At 37.9% G+C, this 16,055-nt stretch carries 13 protein-coding genes; 5 read left to right on the top strand and 8 right to left on the bottom strand.

Going from position 1 to position 16,055, the window contains the following annotated elements:
• Positions 1-8: 8 nt before the first annotated feature.
• The 5 genes from MKL33_RS01150 to bauD all read right to left on the bottom strand — a co-directional run bounded on the left by MKL33_RS01150 (position 9) and on the right by bauD (position 6,052).
• Positions 9-2,336: a TonB-dependent receptor gene (locus tag MKL33_RS01150; RefSeq protein WP_270906314.1), complete on the bottom strand. Its 2,328-nt coding sequence runs from the start codon at positions 2,334-2,336 to the stop codon at positions 9-11.
• 85 nt (positions 2,337-2,421) lie between these two features.
• Positions 2,422-3,390: a siderophore-binding periplasmic lipoprotein BauB gene (bauB, locus tag MKL33_RS01145; RefSeq protein ID WP_114159093.1), complete on the bottom strand. Its 969-nt coding sequence runs from the start codon at positions 3,388-3,390 to the stop codon at positions 2,422-2,424.
• Positions 3,391-3,396: 6 nt separating this feature from the next.
• Positions 3,397-4,167, bottom strand: coding sequence for a ferric acinetobactin ABC transporter ATP-binding protein BauE (gene bauE, locus MKL33_RS01140; RefSeq protein WP_000582122.1), 771 nt, complete (start codon positions 4,165-4,167; stop codon positions 3,397-3,399).
• Entirely contained in the window at positions 4,164-5,111 is a 948-nt protein-coding gene (gene bauC, locus MKL33_RS01135; protein ID WP_207272409.1) for a ferric acinetobactin ABC transporter permease subunit BauC, read from the bottom strand. Before bauC ends, bauE begins: the two co-directional genes overlap by 4 nt.
• The gene (gene bauD / locus MKL33_RS01130) at positions 5,111-6,052 is read right to left on the bottom strand and encodes a ferric acinetobactin ABC transporter permease subunit BauD (RefSeq protein ID WP_001210791.1); all 942 of its coding nucleotides are present in this window, start codon (positions 6,050-6,052) and stop codon (positions 5,111-5,113) included. The genes bauC and bauD overlap by 1 nt, the downstream gene beginning before the upstream one ends.
• Before the next feature lie 631 nt (positions 6,053-6,683).
• Between bauD and basB the strand changes: the two genes are divergently transcribed.
• Positions 6,684-8,714, top strand: coding sequence for an acinetobactin non-ribosomal peptide synthetase subunit BasB (gene basB, locus MKL33_RS01125; protein WP_270906365.1), 2,031 nt, complete (start codon positions 6,684-6,686; stop codon positions 8,712-8,714).
• 70 nt (positions 8,715-8,784) lie between these two features.
• Here basB and MKL33_RS01120 read toward each other — a convergent pair whose 3' ends face one another.
• The gene (locus MKL33_RS01120) at positions 8,785-10,632 is read right to left on the bottom strand and encodes an AMP-binding protein (protein WP_270906313.1); all 1,848 of its coding nucleotides are present in this window, start codon (positions 10,630-10,632) and stop codon (positions 8,785-8,787) included.
• 393 nt (positions 10,633-11,025) lie between these two features.
• Here MKL33_RS01120 and MKL33_RS01115 point away from each other — a divergent pair, with 393 nt between their 5' ends.
• The gene (locus MKL33_RS01115; RefSeq protein ID WP_270906312.1) at positions 11,026-11,886 is read left to right on the top strand and encodes a siderophore-interacting protein; all 861 of its coding nucleotides are present in this window, start codon (positions 11,026-11,028) and stop codon (positions 11,884-11,886) included.
• A 190-nt stretch (positions 11,887-12,076) separates the two neighbouring features.
• On the top strand, positions 12,077-12,763 hold the full coding sequence (locus tag MKL33_RS01110; RefSeq protein WP_005068005.1) for a pirin family protein: 687 nt from the start codon (positions 12,077-12,079) through the stop codon (positions 12,761-12,763).
• 34 nt (positions 12,764-12,797) lie between these two features.
• On the opposite strand, the gene MKL33_RS20655 is transcribed toward MKL33_RS01110, so the two are convergent.
• Both MKL33_RS20655 and MKL33_RS01100 read right to left on the bottom strand, forming a co-directional pair.
• Positions 12,798-13,043 carry a hypothetical protein gene (locus MKL33_RS20655; RefSeq protein ID WP_394899705.1) on the bottom strand — a complete coding sequence of 82 codons (246 nt, stop codon included), beginning with the start codon at positions 13,041-13,043 and terminating at the stop codon, positions 12,798-12,800.
• 106 nt (positions 13,044-13,149) lie between these two features.
• Positions 13,150-13,773, bottom strand: a complete 624-nt coding sequence (locus tag MKL33_RS01100; RefSeq protein ID WP_017402695.1) for a helix-turn-helix transcriptional regulator — start codon at positions 13,771-13,773, stop codon at positions 13,150-13,152.
• A gap of 254 nt (positions 13,774-14,027) precedes the next feature.
• Here MKL33_RS01100 and MKL33_RS01095 point away from each other — a divergent pair, with 254 nt between their 5' ends.
• Positions 14,028-14,996 carry a threo-3-hydroxy-L-aspartate ammonia-lyase gene (locus MKL33_RS01095; protein WP_270906310.1) on the top strand — a complete coding sequence of 323 codons (969 nt, stop codon included), beginning with the start codon at positions 14,028-14,030 and terminating at the stop codon, positions 14,994-14,996.
• Between the two features lie 118 nt (positions 14,997-15,114).
• Positions 15,115-16,026, top strand: coding sequence for an ornithine cyclodeaminase family protein (locus MKL33_RS01090; protein ID WP_270906309.1), 912 nt, complete (start codon positions 15,115-15,117; stop codon positions 16,024-16,026).
• The last annotated feature ends 29 nt before the right edge of the window (positions 16,027-16,055 follow it).

Genomic DNA, 16,055 nt, shown 5'->3' with positions numbered 1-16,055 from the left:
AGATCAAATTAAAAATCAATTGTGGCAGATAATAAATAAGTACGTGGTGCACCAAGCATTAAATTTGTAAATTGAGGCATTGACCAATATGACTTATTGGTGAGGTTATCAATATTCCCGCGAATAGTGACAGGAAATTGAGCTATTTTCGTATTATAACGTGCGCCAATTCCGTACACTTCACGTCCAGGTACTGAAGTTGAGTTATCATTATAAATATATTGTTTAGACGCAGCTGTCGCATTGGCAGTCAAAGTTAAGCCAGGGATATACATCACATCACCTTCAATACCAAGTTTAGCTTGCACTTTTGGAACACCGGCAACAACATTTCCTAACTCGCTTTCAATTCTGGTTTTTGTAATTTTAGGATCAATATAAGTTAATCCTCCCATTACACGAATACTGTCAACAGGTGAACCATAAAAGCCCCATTCAATTCCGCGATTACGTTGTTCTCCATCAGCGCCATAAATAGATTTGATTTTTTCATCGGTACTTTTAATTACATACGAATTTCTAGATTTGATCTGAAATACACTAAACGTATTGGTGAATTTACCGCTGTCAATTTTAATTCCGGTTTCCATCTGTTTAGTTTTAAAAGGAGAAAATATTTGCCCCTCATTTTCGTAGTTTTGTCCGGTAGGTACGGTTCCCCCTGAGCTTAACCCTTCAATATAGTTTGCATATAATGAAACATGATCATTTGCTTTTACCAAAATTGCAGCTGCAGGTGTAATAGCGTTCTTATCATAACGACCGTTAATATTTCGGACGCCCTGCCCATTTAAACTTTCGGTGACAATATTTTGATAACGCAGTCCTAAGGTTAATTGGACTTGATCTTGAAGAACCGACATCGTATCGGCTAAGCCAACACTTGTTAAATTTTCTTTATTACTAAAAATAGGTGCAATAGGAACGCGATTCGGTTTACTGCCCCAATTCGGATTATAAATATTAGTTACACGATCTCCCTCAGGAAATCCTTGTCTAATACCAGCTTCGTCATCCGTTTCGCGGTAATGTGTTGCATTTAATGCCAGAGCATGTTTTACAGCACCTGTATCAAATTTACCACGTAAACCCACTTCAGCAGATTTACGTTCATATTTGAAACCTAAATGTGCAATATTAAACTTTATATCTCCCGCTTCGTTTTGTATTTCAGTTTTAGCAGCACCTAAAGTGTTATATTCTGTTTTACTCATACCTGCCGTTGCATACGCCATCCACTTATCATTTAAGTCATACTCGCCTCGGATCATACCTCCCGTATCACGCGTGTTATAGACCGTCCACGTTGGGTTCAATAAAGTATCGGGGTTTGGCGCTTTGGGTAAATTGACACCTGGTAAAATGGTTAAACCACGATTTATACCGTCAGCATGATCACGGCTAGTATATAAATCGGCTGAAAGTCGCGCATTGTCGCCTTTCCAATCTAAACCAAGTGAAAATAGATGAGTGGTTTTTTCCTGCTCTTTAATCGGTCCTTCACCATCTCGATATACGCTATTGAACCGCACACCAAACTCTTTGTTTTCACCAAAACGGCGTCCAATATCCAGGTGGCCTCCGAATTGTGAATCCGACATATACGTCGTTGTAAAACGAGTTAAGGGATCATCTCCTGCACGTTTCGGAACCAAGTTAACTGTTCCCCCTAAAGTTGAACCTGGAGGCATTCCGTTTAACATTGCTGAAGGGCCTTTTAACACGTCAATACGTTCAAACATTTCCGGTGAAGCGCGGTATAAAGGAGCAATACCATATAATCCGCCCATAGAAGTATCGCGGCCAGCAGCCACAGAACTTGATCTAAATCCACGAATAGCATAACTTTCTGCAATTACGCCGTAAGCGCCAGTTGAAAAAATAGATGGATCCGTTTTTGCAATCACATCAGTGATATCTTTCGCTTGCTGATCTGCAATATATTTTTCTGTATACGCAATGGTATTAAACGGGGTTTCCATAGCGGTTTTATTACCTAAAAAGCCAACTGAGCTTTTTGACGAAACTTGCCCACCTGCATAAGTATCATCTTGTTCAGCTTTTACGGTAATTGCTGGTAAAGCTGCTACATTTGTTTGAGCAGCTTCTTGTTGTTCTAGAGTTTTTGTTGAATTATCAATAACAGCAGCATAGGAATTTGATGCACATAGAACAAATACAGTGCCTAATGCATAGCCTAATCGAAGGGCCATTTGTGCAGATGCAATACCATTTAATACAAAAGAACGTTGATTAATTCTTTGATCATTCCCACTTTTAAAATTACGGTTATCGCTAACGTTGTTCATTGAAAGACCTTTAATGTTGTGATTCATTTTTTATTAACTATCTGCTTAAAATACAAAGCAAAATAGTGAAAATTTATGCTGTAAAATTTGATTAAGTGATATGCGTAAAAATTTATTGGTAGCCTTTTTTTACATCTTCCATCACTATTTTGAGCGAGGTTGGGCTTGCAGCAGTGGTGTACCACGCATCTGCATCGACAAAAATGACACGACCGTTTTTCCACGCTTTGGTTTGACGTAATAATGGATTTTCAACACTGGCAGCATTAATGTTTGAGCGATGTTCCATCACAGCAGTTCGGTCCACGATATAGAGAATATCTGGGTCCGCTTTTTTGATGAATTCACTCGAAATAGGTTGCCCATGTAGACTTGTATCCATCACACCACTTGCAGGCTTTACCCCAAAAGCATTAAAAATAAAGCCATAGCGTGACTGAATACCAAAATTACTAAATGCCCCATTGTTATGAAGAACGACTAACGCTCTTTCTGGGCGATTGGCCGTTACGGCTTGTACTTGCTTCACCTGTTCATCGAGTTCAGAAACTTTCTGGCGGGCTAAATCTTCTTTATTAAATATTTTTCCTAAGGTCATCATATGGTCTTTAACCAGACCAATATGATTACTCTCACTGTTGTTGAAGTTAATATCGTAGTGAATGGTCGGGGCAATTTTTGACAGTTCCTGATATTGATTAACGTGTAATGGCGTCATCAAAATCAGGTCTGGTTTTAATGCATATATCCGCTCCATATTGGGCTGTACAATTGCACCCAAATCCTGAATTTGTGCATCTTTTTTATATTTTTCCAAAAAGTGTGGAACATAATCTTTTGGCATTCCCATAATCGGGACATTGAGTTGATCTAGAAAGTCAGCTTCATTCATATCAAGTACGGCAACGCGTTGCGGTAAATGATCTATCACCGTAGTTCCAAGTGCATGTTTCACCGTAATCGGTTCTGCTAGCTTCTGAGAAGCTTGAGTGTTATCTGCAACTTTTTGATCACATGCTTGTAGAGTGATAGCTGCCGCTATGATTAGGGCTACTCCCCCATACTTTTTCTTCCAGTTCATATGTATTCAAGCTCCAGATGAGTTGAAGTAATTACACATACAGCCACGCTCACTGTATGTAATTTCAAAATCAAGCTCGTACAGATCATTTAATTGCGCCTCTGTAATCACTTGTTCCGTTAACCCACTGAAATGAAGCTTGCCGTTCTTGAGCGCGACAATATGGTCAGAGTAATTCGTGGCAAAATTGATGTCATGAATGACTAAAATCACAGTGCGCCCTTGTTCATCACATAAGCGTCTGAGTGCACGCATAATTTGAACGGCATGTTTCATATCAAGGTTATTTAAGGGTTCATCTAATAAAAGTACGTCTGTTTGCTGGGCGATCGTCATCGCCAAAAAGGCCATTTGCCTTTGACCACCACTAATTTCATCTATGTAAGATTTGCGCAGCGGCTCTAAAGAAAGAAACTCAATCGCTTCATCAACCACCTGACGATCTTGCTCGGTTAAAACACCACGGCTATAGGGAAAGCGTCCAAATGACACCAGCTCTTCTACGGTTAAGCGCAAATTAAAGCCGGGTGCTTGACGTAAAGTCGCGACATGCTTGGCGTAAACAGCGGTTTTAATACCCGCAATATTTTGATGATTAAGAAAAATCTCGCCTTTATCCGGCTCAATTAAACGTGCCATCATCATGAGCAAAGTCGATTTTCCGGCTCCATTTGGACCAATGAGTGACGTCACCTGACCTGTAGGAAATTCAACATTTACGTCAGTCAGTATTGGCTTATTTCCATATGACTTATTGATATTCTTGACATGAATCATGCGACACCTCGGGTACGAACCGTCAGCGCAAGGAAATAAATGCCACATACCAGATTGACCAGAATGCTGACGGTCGTTTTGTAATTAAAAACGTGCTCAACTAAAATTTGAGCAGCAATAAATATGGCAATCGTGATGGCACAGCCCATAGGCAGCGTTAATTTATGCTTATAACTTCTTGCTAGCGCATAAGTAATGTTGGCAATGAATACGCCCATAAATACTGTCGGGCCAATCAGACTGGTAGATACCGCAACCAAAATAGCGATCAGGGCTAAATAGAAACTGACATAGCGGTGATGATGAATGCCTAATGAAATCGCTTGCTCACGCCCTAAAATCAGAACATCCAAAACAGGAAGTGCTTTCCTACCAAGGAATAGAACAATGACTACAGCCAAGCTGGCATAAAATAAAGTTTCTGGCTGAGAGCGATTAAACGAAGCATAGCTAAGGCCTTGGAAAACAGAAAATTCACCAGGGTTAATTTTGAGTTGAATAAATTGAGTAACCGTCCCGACGACCATCGTAAGGACTAAACCTAAAAGCAACAGGAGAAACACATCATTTCTGCCATATGGCAATAACCACTTATGGATTACCCACGAATAAAGCAGCATTAAAACGATAGAAATAAAGAAATTACCGTTTACACCTAACTGGCTTAATCCATGCGTTCCCCAAAAAAACAACAACAAAACTTGCCATAAGAGATAAATCGCTTCATAGCCCATAATGGAAGGGGTCAAAATACGATTACCGACCAGTGTCTGAAAAACAATCGAGGAAAAAGCAACGCAAATACCGGCTATAACAATCGTGGCAAGACGCAGAAGTCGGTTAGGAATGACATAATCAAAATCTAACCCTGAGTTTAAAAATAAAAAACTTATTGCTAGGCAGATGACAATCAGATAAATCATCCATAGCTTTGTAATACGCATTATCTAAACTCCCTCAAAATGAGGATGAGGAAAATAATTCCCCCCACACCACCTGCGGTAAGTCCGATTGGCACTTCAAATGGATAAATAATCGAGCGGCCAAGAATGTCGCAAATCAGTAATAGAGATGCCCCACCTAAAGCCACAATGGGCAAGGTTTTAGCTAAGTTTTCTCCGTATTTCAGTGCGACCAAATTGGGGACCACGAGCCCGACAAAAGGAATGGCACCAACAGTAATTACTGTGGTTGAAACTGTAATGGCAACCAGTATTAAACCAATGGCGGCTATAGCTGCATAACTAAGTCCCAAGCTAGAAGCCATCTCTTCACCCATACCAATCACGGTAAAGCGATGTGCAAAAAGATAAGTCAGGACAACAATTGGAAAAATAATGTAAATAACTTCATAGTGACCTTGGACAATTTTTGAAAAATCTCCTAAAAGCCACCCTTGCATACTTTGTAAAATATTAAAGCGATATGCATAAAACTCAGCTAAGGCACTCAGTACACTGCCGTACATCAAGCCAATAACCGGTACTAAAACCGTATTTCTAAAACGGATCCGACGGATAATTGCGATATAAATTAAGCTGGCAATAAAGCAAAAAATGATCGCAAATATCATCTTACTCAGCGTGCTGGTTACCGGAACTAAAGTTAACGACACTAAAATTCCCAGCTTGGCAGCATCTAAACCGCCCGAAGTTTCTGGTTCAACAAACTTGTTACGCACAATATGCTGCAAGATGACACCACATACCGCCAACCCGATACCGGTAAGCACAATGGTAATCAAACGAGGGATACGGCTGGCTGTAAGAGTGAGCCAACTCTCATGAGAAAAAGAAAATAAGGTAGACCACTGTATTTGCTCAGCCCCGAGCAATAACGAACAAATACATAAAATGATAAAAATACAGAATAAGCCAAATCGCATCAGTGGCGTGCCCCACTTGAGCGTAATAAAGCCGATGCAAATCGCAAATTTAGTCCCATCAAACTAAAGCGAGGGAAAATTTGTTCAATATTTGATGGGCTTATTAACCTTTCATGATTGAATATTCTCATGAAAATTCCTCAATTTTATCGAGACAACAGAATCAGTTCCTTTTGAATAGGCAAAATCACAGCCCTATTCTGAGGATCGTTTTTTTCATCTTTAAATTATTTTTGCCGAACCAATTTCGAATTAAATAAATATTAATCATTCACTTATTATTTATTTTCTATTTTAAAAATTCGTCATTCTCAATTGGCACCATCTTCTTGCAAATAATAATCTTGATGTAAATGAGAATCAATTATAGTATGTTTAAAGGTAAAATGTAACCCTACTGTTACATCAGTACAGTTCATGTGGACATCAACTCATTAGAAAAAGGTCAATTTTTGTAAACAAGCAAATCTATAACACTATGAATTATATGAAATTTAATCTAATGTAAAAAATTTGCGAAATAAAAATTGACGAAAATAGCCATTTGATAAACTAGGATTCATTTATGTTGGAACAATTTTCCAAATCGCCCTCTCTCCTTTCGGTTACTGATTACGAAGAACATATCTGGATGTTGCAATTACAGCAGCCTGAACAAGTTAATCGACATTTTAATCTGTGGAAAGTTAATCAAGGTTTAGACATTCAACTGCTGATTAAAGCAATTCAAGACATTATTAAAACTACACCTGACTTAAATGTCCGTTATACATTTAGTGACGAAGGCGATTTATACAAATATCCATTTGATGACCATTCAGCTTGCCTAGAATTAAAAAAGAGCAATACAGAACAAGTATTTGAGCAGGTAGCTACCTTAAAAGCGCAATCATGGAATGCAGAATTTCATCCCCCTTTTTTTACAAGTCTCATAGAAACTGAACAAGACTATTTTCTTATTTTAGCGCTCCACCCTATTCTTGATGAAAGCTATCAAAAGTCAGATTTCATTCAGGCCATACAAAATCGTTATCAACAATATTCACCCAATAATATGCCATTGGTACTAACTGAAATTGATATCTCACATCATCTAGATACAAGTTTCGCAAAAGCGCCACAACAACCTAACCAAACTTATGTTTCAGAAATTATTTTAGAAGAGTTCCGAAATACGCTCGCTGAACCCGAAATGAGCCAACATGATGACTTTTTTGATTTTGGCGGCCATTCACTATTAGCAACACGAATTATTGGGAATCTACTCAATAAACATGGAATTGAGATTCAATTTAATGATTTCTTTAAATCTCCATCTGCTGCTGACTTAGCCCAATATGCTTTCGTTAAATCTGCAAAAACTGAAAAAACCACCTTACAAAGTGTCGATAAAGCCCCGCTTACTTTAGCTCAAGATTTCCTGTGGCAAGCTTATTCTGCGTTCGATTTTAGCCCAATTTATAACTTGCCATTTGCCGTAGAATTCCTTGAAGAAATTAATGAAGATATTTTCTTGCAGGCCTTTACAGATATTGTTGAGCGCCATGCAGGTTTACGAACAATTTTTAATACCGACAATGCTCAAACCTATCAACAGGTGGTTCCTACGTCTGAACTTCAACAATTCAAATGGTTTTGGAACAGTGCCGAAAGTAAAAATGCAACGCTTGCCAGTGAAGCTTCATATAAATTTGATTTAACCCGTGAACTTCCCTTAAGAATTCGTTTAATTCGAAATGCCAAAGGTCGCCAAACTCTATCGTTCTTAGTTCACCACATGGTGATTGATGAATGGTCTTTAAATACGATTATGGCTGACCTTGCGCATGCTTATCTTGCTCGCTCAAATGCTCAAGCTCCAAACTGGAAGGCACCTGCCCAATCTATTCTTGATTTTTCTTTACTTCAGCAAAAGCAAGGGATTAACCAAGACCATCTAAATTATTGGACGAATCTGCTAACAGGAGCAACCAAAGGTTTAAACCTCCTTGTTTCAGAACATGAATTAAATGCTGAAAAGGTAAAACCTCCAGTCCAATGGCTCGAACTTAAATTTGCACCAGAAATGCATGACAGGCTCCTTGCATTTTCGAGACAACACGGCTCTTCTATTTTTGCTGTTCTCTATACTGCTATCGCCAATGCTTTACAGCAACAAGGTAATTTAAAAGATATTGTGATTGGTACTTCTGCATCTGGACGAACTGATCCTGAATTTTTTGATACGGTGGGTTACTTTACGACCATGGTTGCGCATCGCACACAATTTAGCCCATCAGATTCATTCCAATCGTTGCTCCACAATATCAGCACAATGATTAATACCTCGATGGCCTATGCAGATATTCCCATCAACCATATTCAAAATGCATTAGGAATGAGCGCAGATGAAGGACTGTTATTTGATGTGTTTATTCATATCCATTCAAATAACGCTTTAAACGGCGCGCTCAAAACACCTCAGGGACAAGACCTTCCTTATCGTCAGATCTTGCCGGAACGTGATGAATCGATGTTCGGATTACATTTTGAAATTATGGAAAATGTGATTGATGGACAACATCAGTTAAGCATGATTATTACGTATCAAGCCCACCGCTTCCCGACTGCAACAGTGCAAAGTATCTGTGAAAAAATTAAGGCAACCTTAGCTCAAATCTAGTTGCCCTAAAACTAACCATGTGCTTAAAAGCAAACATCTCGACTCTGCTTTTAAGCACATTTCAATTTTTCTATTTTATTTGCTGCTCTACTTTATTCACCACATCCTGAATTGTTTTGCAGCTAACTAGCGTATAAAAATCAATTTCTGTATTGAGCTTCTGAGAAAGTTTCTGAGCAATACTCATGAGTTGTTTCGGACGAATTCCTATCGCTAATATTTCACTTCTATAAAAAACATCCATTCTTTCAGCTTGCCTGTCAGCTATGCATTCACGGAAAACCGATAAAACCGAATCCCCCACCTCAGCGATTGATGACTGTGTTTTAGTGGAGTTTGCAGACAACGTAGAAGATACGTAAATTTTCCCCTGAGCGATTTCTTGCACAGCTTTACGATCAATTTTTCCATTTCGGGTCAGAGGTATGGTTTCGACGGCCAAATATTTCGAAGGAATATGTGAACTCGGCAAATGCACTTTTAAAAAGTTCTTTAATTCGGGGCTATTTAAGCGAGTAGTTTTGTATTTATTTTCTAGGGTATAAACGGCGACTAACTCTTGAGTTTCAGTCGTTGGATGTACACAACTTACCACCACACAGTTATGAATATACGGGTTCTTCGTTAAAGCATTTTCAACCTCGGCCGCAGAGATTCTCACGCCTTTTATCTTTAAATAACCTTCCTCACGTCCAGCAAAAATAATATTTCCATCTTCCCTAAAATATCCTTGATCACTCATGCGAAAAGCAGTTTGAGTTTCATTTTCACTCACTTGAATATCAACGAAATCTTTATAATAAATTTCCCCATCAAGTAAATAACCATTTGATAAATTCAGGCCGGACATATACATGGTACCGACCTCGCCCATTTGGCAAGGCTTCAGATTTTCATCCAAAATAAAATAATGGTTATTTTCTAAAGCTTTTCCATACGGAATAATTTCCTGATCTTGCTCATTTATTTCATGCCATATACTCCAAATTGTTGTCTCTGTAGGTCCACCTAATGAAAATAAACGAGCGTTAGGCAATTGTTCTCTTAACTTCGAAATGAGTGAAGGTTTGATATAGTCGCCGCCTTGGGCAATTAAACGCAAAGATTGTAGTTGTTCTTTTTGAGCTACACTGAACAACATATCGACAATGGCAGGCACACTGCTCCAAAGCGTAACCTTGTAGCGATCTACTAAATTGGCCCAGACAATAGCATTTTTACTTTGCTCAAAAGATGGCACCACCAAAGTTGCACCCACTGCCATTGAAGCAAATACATCAAATAACGACATATCATGATGAAACGGTGTTACCGCCATAATCACATCATCAGCAGTAATTTTCCATTCCGAGATTGTTTGTTGTAGCGTGTTTTCTGTGGCTTGATTATTTAAGACTACACATTTCGGAGTTCCTGTACTTCCCGAAGTATATAAATAATATGCCGGAAGACGGTTGATTTCGGCATTAAAGCTCGGTTCATACTCAGTTGTAGCCGATAAAATTTCATTAATATTTAGGTTTTGAACACCAGCAATGGATGAGTCACTCACCACAACATCTGCCCGACTATTCGTCAATAAATAGTTCAGTCTCGACGGCGGTGAATCCATATCTACAGGTAACCAAATGATGCCTGTGAGCGCACATGCCAAAGCGGTATAAATATGCTCAGGACTTTTTCTCAGGCAAATGGCTACCACAGACCCTGTCGCCAAATCTTGCATTTTTAGCGCATACATAACTTTGGCGACCTGAGTCCCTACCTCAGCATAACTAATGCTACGGTCTTCAAAAATGAGTGCTGTTCGATTGGAATTTTGATCAAAAATATTTTCATAAATTCGCTTTAAGAAATTTTCTACGTTGTTATTTTTATCATTCATTTGCCCTAAATTTTGACTCAAATTTTTTAGCATTTATCTTGGTCCTCACCCTATTCTTTATGCAATACCACCCCACCTAATATTCAAAACAAAGTTATAAAAATGTCGTCTTTATCGCTGTTTGTTCGAATAATAGATATCCCAGCACAATAATACAAATGATAATCATTTACAATTAATATTGTGAGAAATATCTATTTTCCTCCTTTAAAAGCACTTTATAAAAAATAATAAATATCAAAACAATAAGATAATTTTTAACCTTAGGCCTAATCATTTAGAGGGCTATATTTATGAACTAAAAACCACAATTAATAATGATTATTATTTACATTTAGAGCTAATTTAGTTATCGTAATGAATAGAGAGACTACATCTATATTAATTATTACGCTCTATAGTAATCATGAAGCTTGGGTTATATGTATGACAAAAATTGCAGAAAAATCGAAACAAGAATATGGCGAGTTACTAAAAGAAAAAGACCATTTACAAGATATGGAACAGCTTGAGATGACCATCGTCTCGATCCATACGCCGTATCCGTCCATTGTAAGAATTCAAGGAAAAATCAACACATTACAGCCAGAGCTTTGGCAAGCTCCTAATTTGGCAATTCGTTTAATTGTGAGCAATCCGCCAGAGGGACAACCCATCTCACGCGTCTATACGGTCCGTTCGTTCAATCCTGTAAATGCTCAAATCGAAATTGATTTTGTTAAACATGAAGATTTAAGTCCAGCAATGGAATGGCTTAATTCGGCTCAAGTGGGTACAAAAATCGGGCTTATTGGCCCCCGCCCTCATTTCATTCCCAATTTCATACATAAAAAACATGTGGTCATGTTTGCCGACGATACGGCTGTACCCGCGTTATATTCGATATTGAATGAATGGGAAAATGGTGTAAGTGCGGATATTTTTATTGAAAGTTTTGAAAAAGATATTGCTAGCCAATTACCCCATCATGACCATGTTGAAATTCATTCGTTCTATAAAGAACATCACACGCCACAAAAAGGTCTTCTTTTAAAAGCAGCATTTGCACTAAAAACTTATGACAATATTACGATTTGGGCGGCTTGCGAACGCAAAGAAGCCAGAGCTTTACGCCAGTTTTTTCTAGAAGACAAACAGTTTAATAAAAATGACGTGCGTATTGCTGGCTATTGGAGAGATGGCGTATCAAGTTCAGAACTAGACATACTCCGCGCTCAACATTATCAAAAACATATTCAGCAAGGTAAGACGTTGAATGAATATGATGACCTTGATCTAGCGAATTAAGATCAGCAATCATTTGAATAAAACCTGCTTTGTGCAGGTTTTTTTTATGGGTCAACATACATCTATAATTATAAAACTATACGACCATATCAATTATGCAACGACATGTTGCAGTTAACCTATTTTTTAGCCCCACATAGAACATTACTATATTTCTCAAGAGATAAATAAAAATTTGGGAGATTAGATCATGAATGCTTATCTACATCGTAGTGAAGACCGAGGTCATGTAAAAGCAGGCTGGTTAGAGTCTTATCATAGCTTTTCATTTGGTAGTTGGTACGACCCTAAATATATGGGTGTAAGCGCTCTACGTGTAATTAATGACGACCAGATTGATGCACATAATGGTTTTGGTACGCACTCCCATGACAACATGGAAATCTTAACTTGTGTGCTAGATGGTGCAATTTCACATCGCGACACGATGGGAAATGAAGGCCAGATTAAAGCTGGTGAATGGCAACTCATGAGTGCCGGCACAGGTGTTGCCCACAGTGAAATCAACAACACTGACACGCCTGTACATTTACTACAAATCTGGATTATTCCTGATGAAAGAGATGCCGAGCCAAATTACCAGCAAATTAATCTTGACCCGCGTAAAGATCCAAACAAATGGCATTTAATTGCAGGGCCTGATGCAAATGCACCAATGCATATTCGCCAAAATGCAGAAGTAAAATCTGCAGTATTGGAAAAAGGACATGAGTTAACTGTTGATACGGTTAAAAAAGTGAACTATGTGCACGTGATTTCAGGTGTAGTTCGCATTGGCGATCAAGAAGTTAAAGCTGGCGATGCTTTAGTTTTTGAAGATAAAGCGACAATTCACGCAACTGAAGACAGTCAATTTATTTGGTTCGATTTACCTTAAATCATCAAAAGCCCTTTGCATAAAAGGGCTTTTTTTAATCTCCCCCGCCACCGCCGCCATCACATCCACCTGAATCTGAAGATGATGATGAACAGTCATTTGAATAACTAGAGCTATGATGATGACTCGGACTATTATCGTGAAAATGATGTGGTGAAGCAGATGAATGATCATGCTCACCAGATGGTGAATAATTTTTTAAATTTCTGAGTAGCGCGATTAAACAAATGAGTCCAATACTAGAAAAAATGATTATGAATATAATAATAAATAACTTCAAATAACGACCTCCTAGATCAAGCTATAGAGATGCTTGTTGTGTTCCCATTTATTATATGAGTCATGTTTAATAAACAAGTTGTTTTTTAATGAATAAGATAAAACTTTTAAGTTTCCTTTACATATAAATAGGCACTTGCTCTGGATATACCCAAATGTTGTGCAACCGTCTCTACAGCCTTTTTAATGTCTAATAAGCCATTATTCTTTAACTCATGGATTAATTGTTTTCGCTCATTAAGTTTTAACATGCGTGGTGTAGTGGCATGTTTCGAAGCAAATTGATCGATATATCTTCGAATTGCTTCTGTACCATTCGGTTCTAAATTTTCAATAATGTTATTAGTTTCAATTTTAGTAAACTGATCTAAAGCGCTTTGCATTCCTCTAAATAGAGTTAAATCAATATTCATACATAAAGCAGCCACATACTCGCCTTCTTCATCTTTAATACCAATAGAGGTACTTTTTGCAGGTCGACCATCAGCAAACTGGTTTGCGTAGTTTGAAATGAGGTTTGGAAACTCTGGAGACATAATTCTAGCCAGTCCTAACTCGGTTGCTGGATCTCCAATTTTTCGGCCTGATAGATTGTTATGTATAGAGAGTATGGCATGCTCAGGATTTGTTAAGTCATGGACAACAACTTCGCAAAAAGGAAATAGTGTTTCACTTAGCCCCTTCGCGATGGTATCTAGTTGAGTGAGTAAATGTTTATCACGATTGCCCAATGTATTTCCTCCTAATGACTTAATTACTATTTCAAACCTAGAGTAAAGGATGTAATAGCAATTTAGACTTTTTATCTAATTTTAAACTTAATGTAAATCAAAATCTTATATCTCATTGTTATCACATTAGAAAATAAAATTAGACATTTTATCTAAAAATATATATTTTATCTAAACAAGGTCAATATATTTAGTGTTCCTTGCGCAATAGGAAATCTTGCATCTAAAAACATTGAATAGAATTAGGTTTAATTATGAAAAATTTAACCCTTCCCACTTATGAAGATGTAGCGGCCGCTGCTGAACGTATAAAAGGTTTTGTAAATAAGACTCCTGTTTTAACTTCACGTACTGTTAACAATGAATTTGAAGCTGAAGTATTTTTTAAATGTGAGAATTTTCAGCGTGTTGGCGCTTTCAAATTTCGTGGCGCAATGAATGCGCTTTTGCAATTTAATGACACTCAAAAAAAAGCTGGTGTGGTTGCTTTCTCTTCGGGAAATCATGCACAAGCAATTGCACTGTCAGCAAAAACTCTTGGTATTCCAGCCATAATCGTTATGCCCCAAGATGCTCCTGCTGCAAAAATGGCAGCAACGCGAGAATACGGCGGTGAGATTGTTGAATTTGACCGCTATACGGAAGATCGGGAAAAAATTGGAAAAGAAATAGCTGAAAAAAATGGCCTGACACTCATTCCATCTTATGACCACCCGCATGTAATTGCAGGTCAAGGTACGGCTGCAAAAGAGTTATTTGAAGAAGTAGGTGAATTAGATTACCTGTTTGTATGTTTAGGTGGCGGTGGTTTATTAGCAGGTTCAGCCCTTTCTGCTCGCCATCTCTCTCCTAACTGTAAAATATATGGTGTTGAACCTACTCTAGGAAATGATGGACAAATGTCTTTTAGAAAAGGAGAAATTGTTCATATTGATACGCCGCAAACCATTGCAGATGGTGCTCAAACGCAATATTTAGGCAAATTAACATTCCCTATTATTCAAAAGAATGTAGATGACATTTTGACTGTAAAAGACCAAGAACTGGTGACTTCTATGAAGTTCTTCGCTGAAAGAATGAAGATGGTAGTTGAACCGACAGGCTGTCTTGGATTTGCTGCTGCACGTAATTTAAAACATGAATTAAAAGGCAAACGTATAGGCATCATTATTAGCGGTGGAAACGTTGATATTTCTAAATATGTAGAGTTTTTATCAGCTTAATAAAAGTCGATATCTATCTATGATGTCAGCTAAAACGTCATAGATAGATAGAACTTCAATATACACATACCTCTCGACTTAGCCGTATTTTAATTTAAATAAACTTTTGGAGATGGTGATGAGATTTATTTCTGAGTCTGAATCTTCTGCTCTCATCAATCACGAACTGGCTTATGACGCCATTTACCAAGCTTTAATTGCTGCAACTCAACCCGATACTAAAAGTTTTCCTGTGGTTCACGGTCAAGCTTCCAATAGCAAAAATACCTTTAGTGTTAAGTCATCGGCGACTCAGCATTTAGCTGGTCTTAAAGTCGGTTCTTTTTGGGAAGATAACCCTAAAAATGGTTTGCCTCGACATAATGCGCTGATTTTATTATTTAATCAGGCCAATGGAAAAATGGCAGCAGCCATCGAAGCAGGTAAGGTCAATGCATTTCGTACCGCAGCTTCTAACGCAATTGCAACTCATGTACTGGCAAGAAAAGATTCAAAAATATTAGCCATATTTGGTACAGGAAATCAGGCTAAATATGAATGCGAGGCATTAGCGAGAATTAGAAATTTCGAACAAATTTTGATAGTAGGACGCGACTCAAGTAAAGCTGAAAAAATGGCAGAAGACCTCAAACACTTAGGGATTAAAACTGAGGTTTCAGAAGCAAAAGAAGCCTGTGAACAAGCCGATATTATTGTGACCGCGACCTCATCACATACTCCTCTTTTTAAAGCAGAATGGGTCAAAGCTGGCACACACATTTCATCTATGGGGTCTGATAAACAAGGTAAACAAGAGCTTCCACCACAGCTATTTCTGCATAGTGGTTTATTTTGTGATCTTAATACTCAGTCCAAAGTCATTGGTGAATTTCAACATGCGCCTGAGTCTGCCACTTTAACAAACATAGGTGATGTACTTTTAGCAAAGACTCAAGGAAGACTAACTCAGGAACAAATCACAATTTATGATAGTTCAGGGTTATCTATACAAGATTTATATATCGCTCAGAAAATTTTAGAAATGTCTTAATATTGATCATTAACTGCATCATTGGGGTT

The sequence above is a fragment of the Acinetobacter sp. AOR43_HL genome (genome assembly GCF_027854635.1).
Lineage (GTDB): Bacteria > Pseudomonadota > Gammaproteobacteria > Pseudomonadales > Moraxellaceae > Acinetobacter > Acinetobacter pittii.
The sequence above is the reverse complement of the archived record's forward strand: the minus strand, read 5'-3'. Positions and strand labels throughout refer to the sequence as shown.

Coding starts and splice junctions, on each gene's coding strand:
- MKL33_RS01150 (WP_270906314.1), bottom strand. CDS start 2,336: ATGAATCACAACATTAAAGGTCTTTCAATGAACAACGTTAGCGATAAC.
- bauB (WP_114159093.1), bottom strand. CDS start 3,390: ATGAACTGGAAGAAAAAGTATGGGGGAGTAGCCCTAATCATAGCGGCA.
- bauE (WP_000582122.1), bottom strand. CDS start 4,167: ATGATTCATGTCAAGAATATCAATAAGTCATATGGAAATAAGCCAATA.
- bauC (WP_207272409.1), bottom strand. CDS start 5,111: ATGCGTATTACAAAGCTATGGATGATTTATCTGATTGTCATCTGCCTA.
- bauD (WP_001210791.1), bottom strand. CDS start 6,052: ATGCGATTTGGCTTATTCTGTATTTTTATCATTTTATGTATTTGTTCG.
- basB (WP_270906365.1), top strand. CDS start 6,684: ATGTTGCAATTACAGCAGCCTGAACAAGTTAATCGACATTTTAATCTG.
- MKL33_RS01120 (WP_270906313.1), bottom strand. CDS start 10,632: ATGCTAAAAAATTTGAGTCAAAATTTAGGGCAAATGAATGATAAAAAT.
- MKL33_RS01115 (WP_270906312.1), top strand. CDS start 11,026: ATGACAAAAATTGCAGAAAAATCGAAACAAGAATATGGCGAGTTACTA.
- MKL33_RS01110 (WP_005068005.1), top strand. CDS start 12,077: ATGAATGCTTATCTACATCGTAGTGAAGACCGAGGTCATGTAAAAGCA.
- MKL33_RS01095 (WP_270906310.1), top strand. CDS start 14,028: ATGAAAAATTTAACCCTTCCCACTTATGAAGATGTAGCGGCCGCTGCT.
- MKL33_RS01090 (WP_270906309.1), top strand. CDS start 15,115: ATGAGATTTATTTCTGAGTCTGAATCTTCTGCTCTCATCAATCACGAA.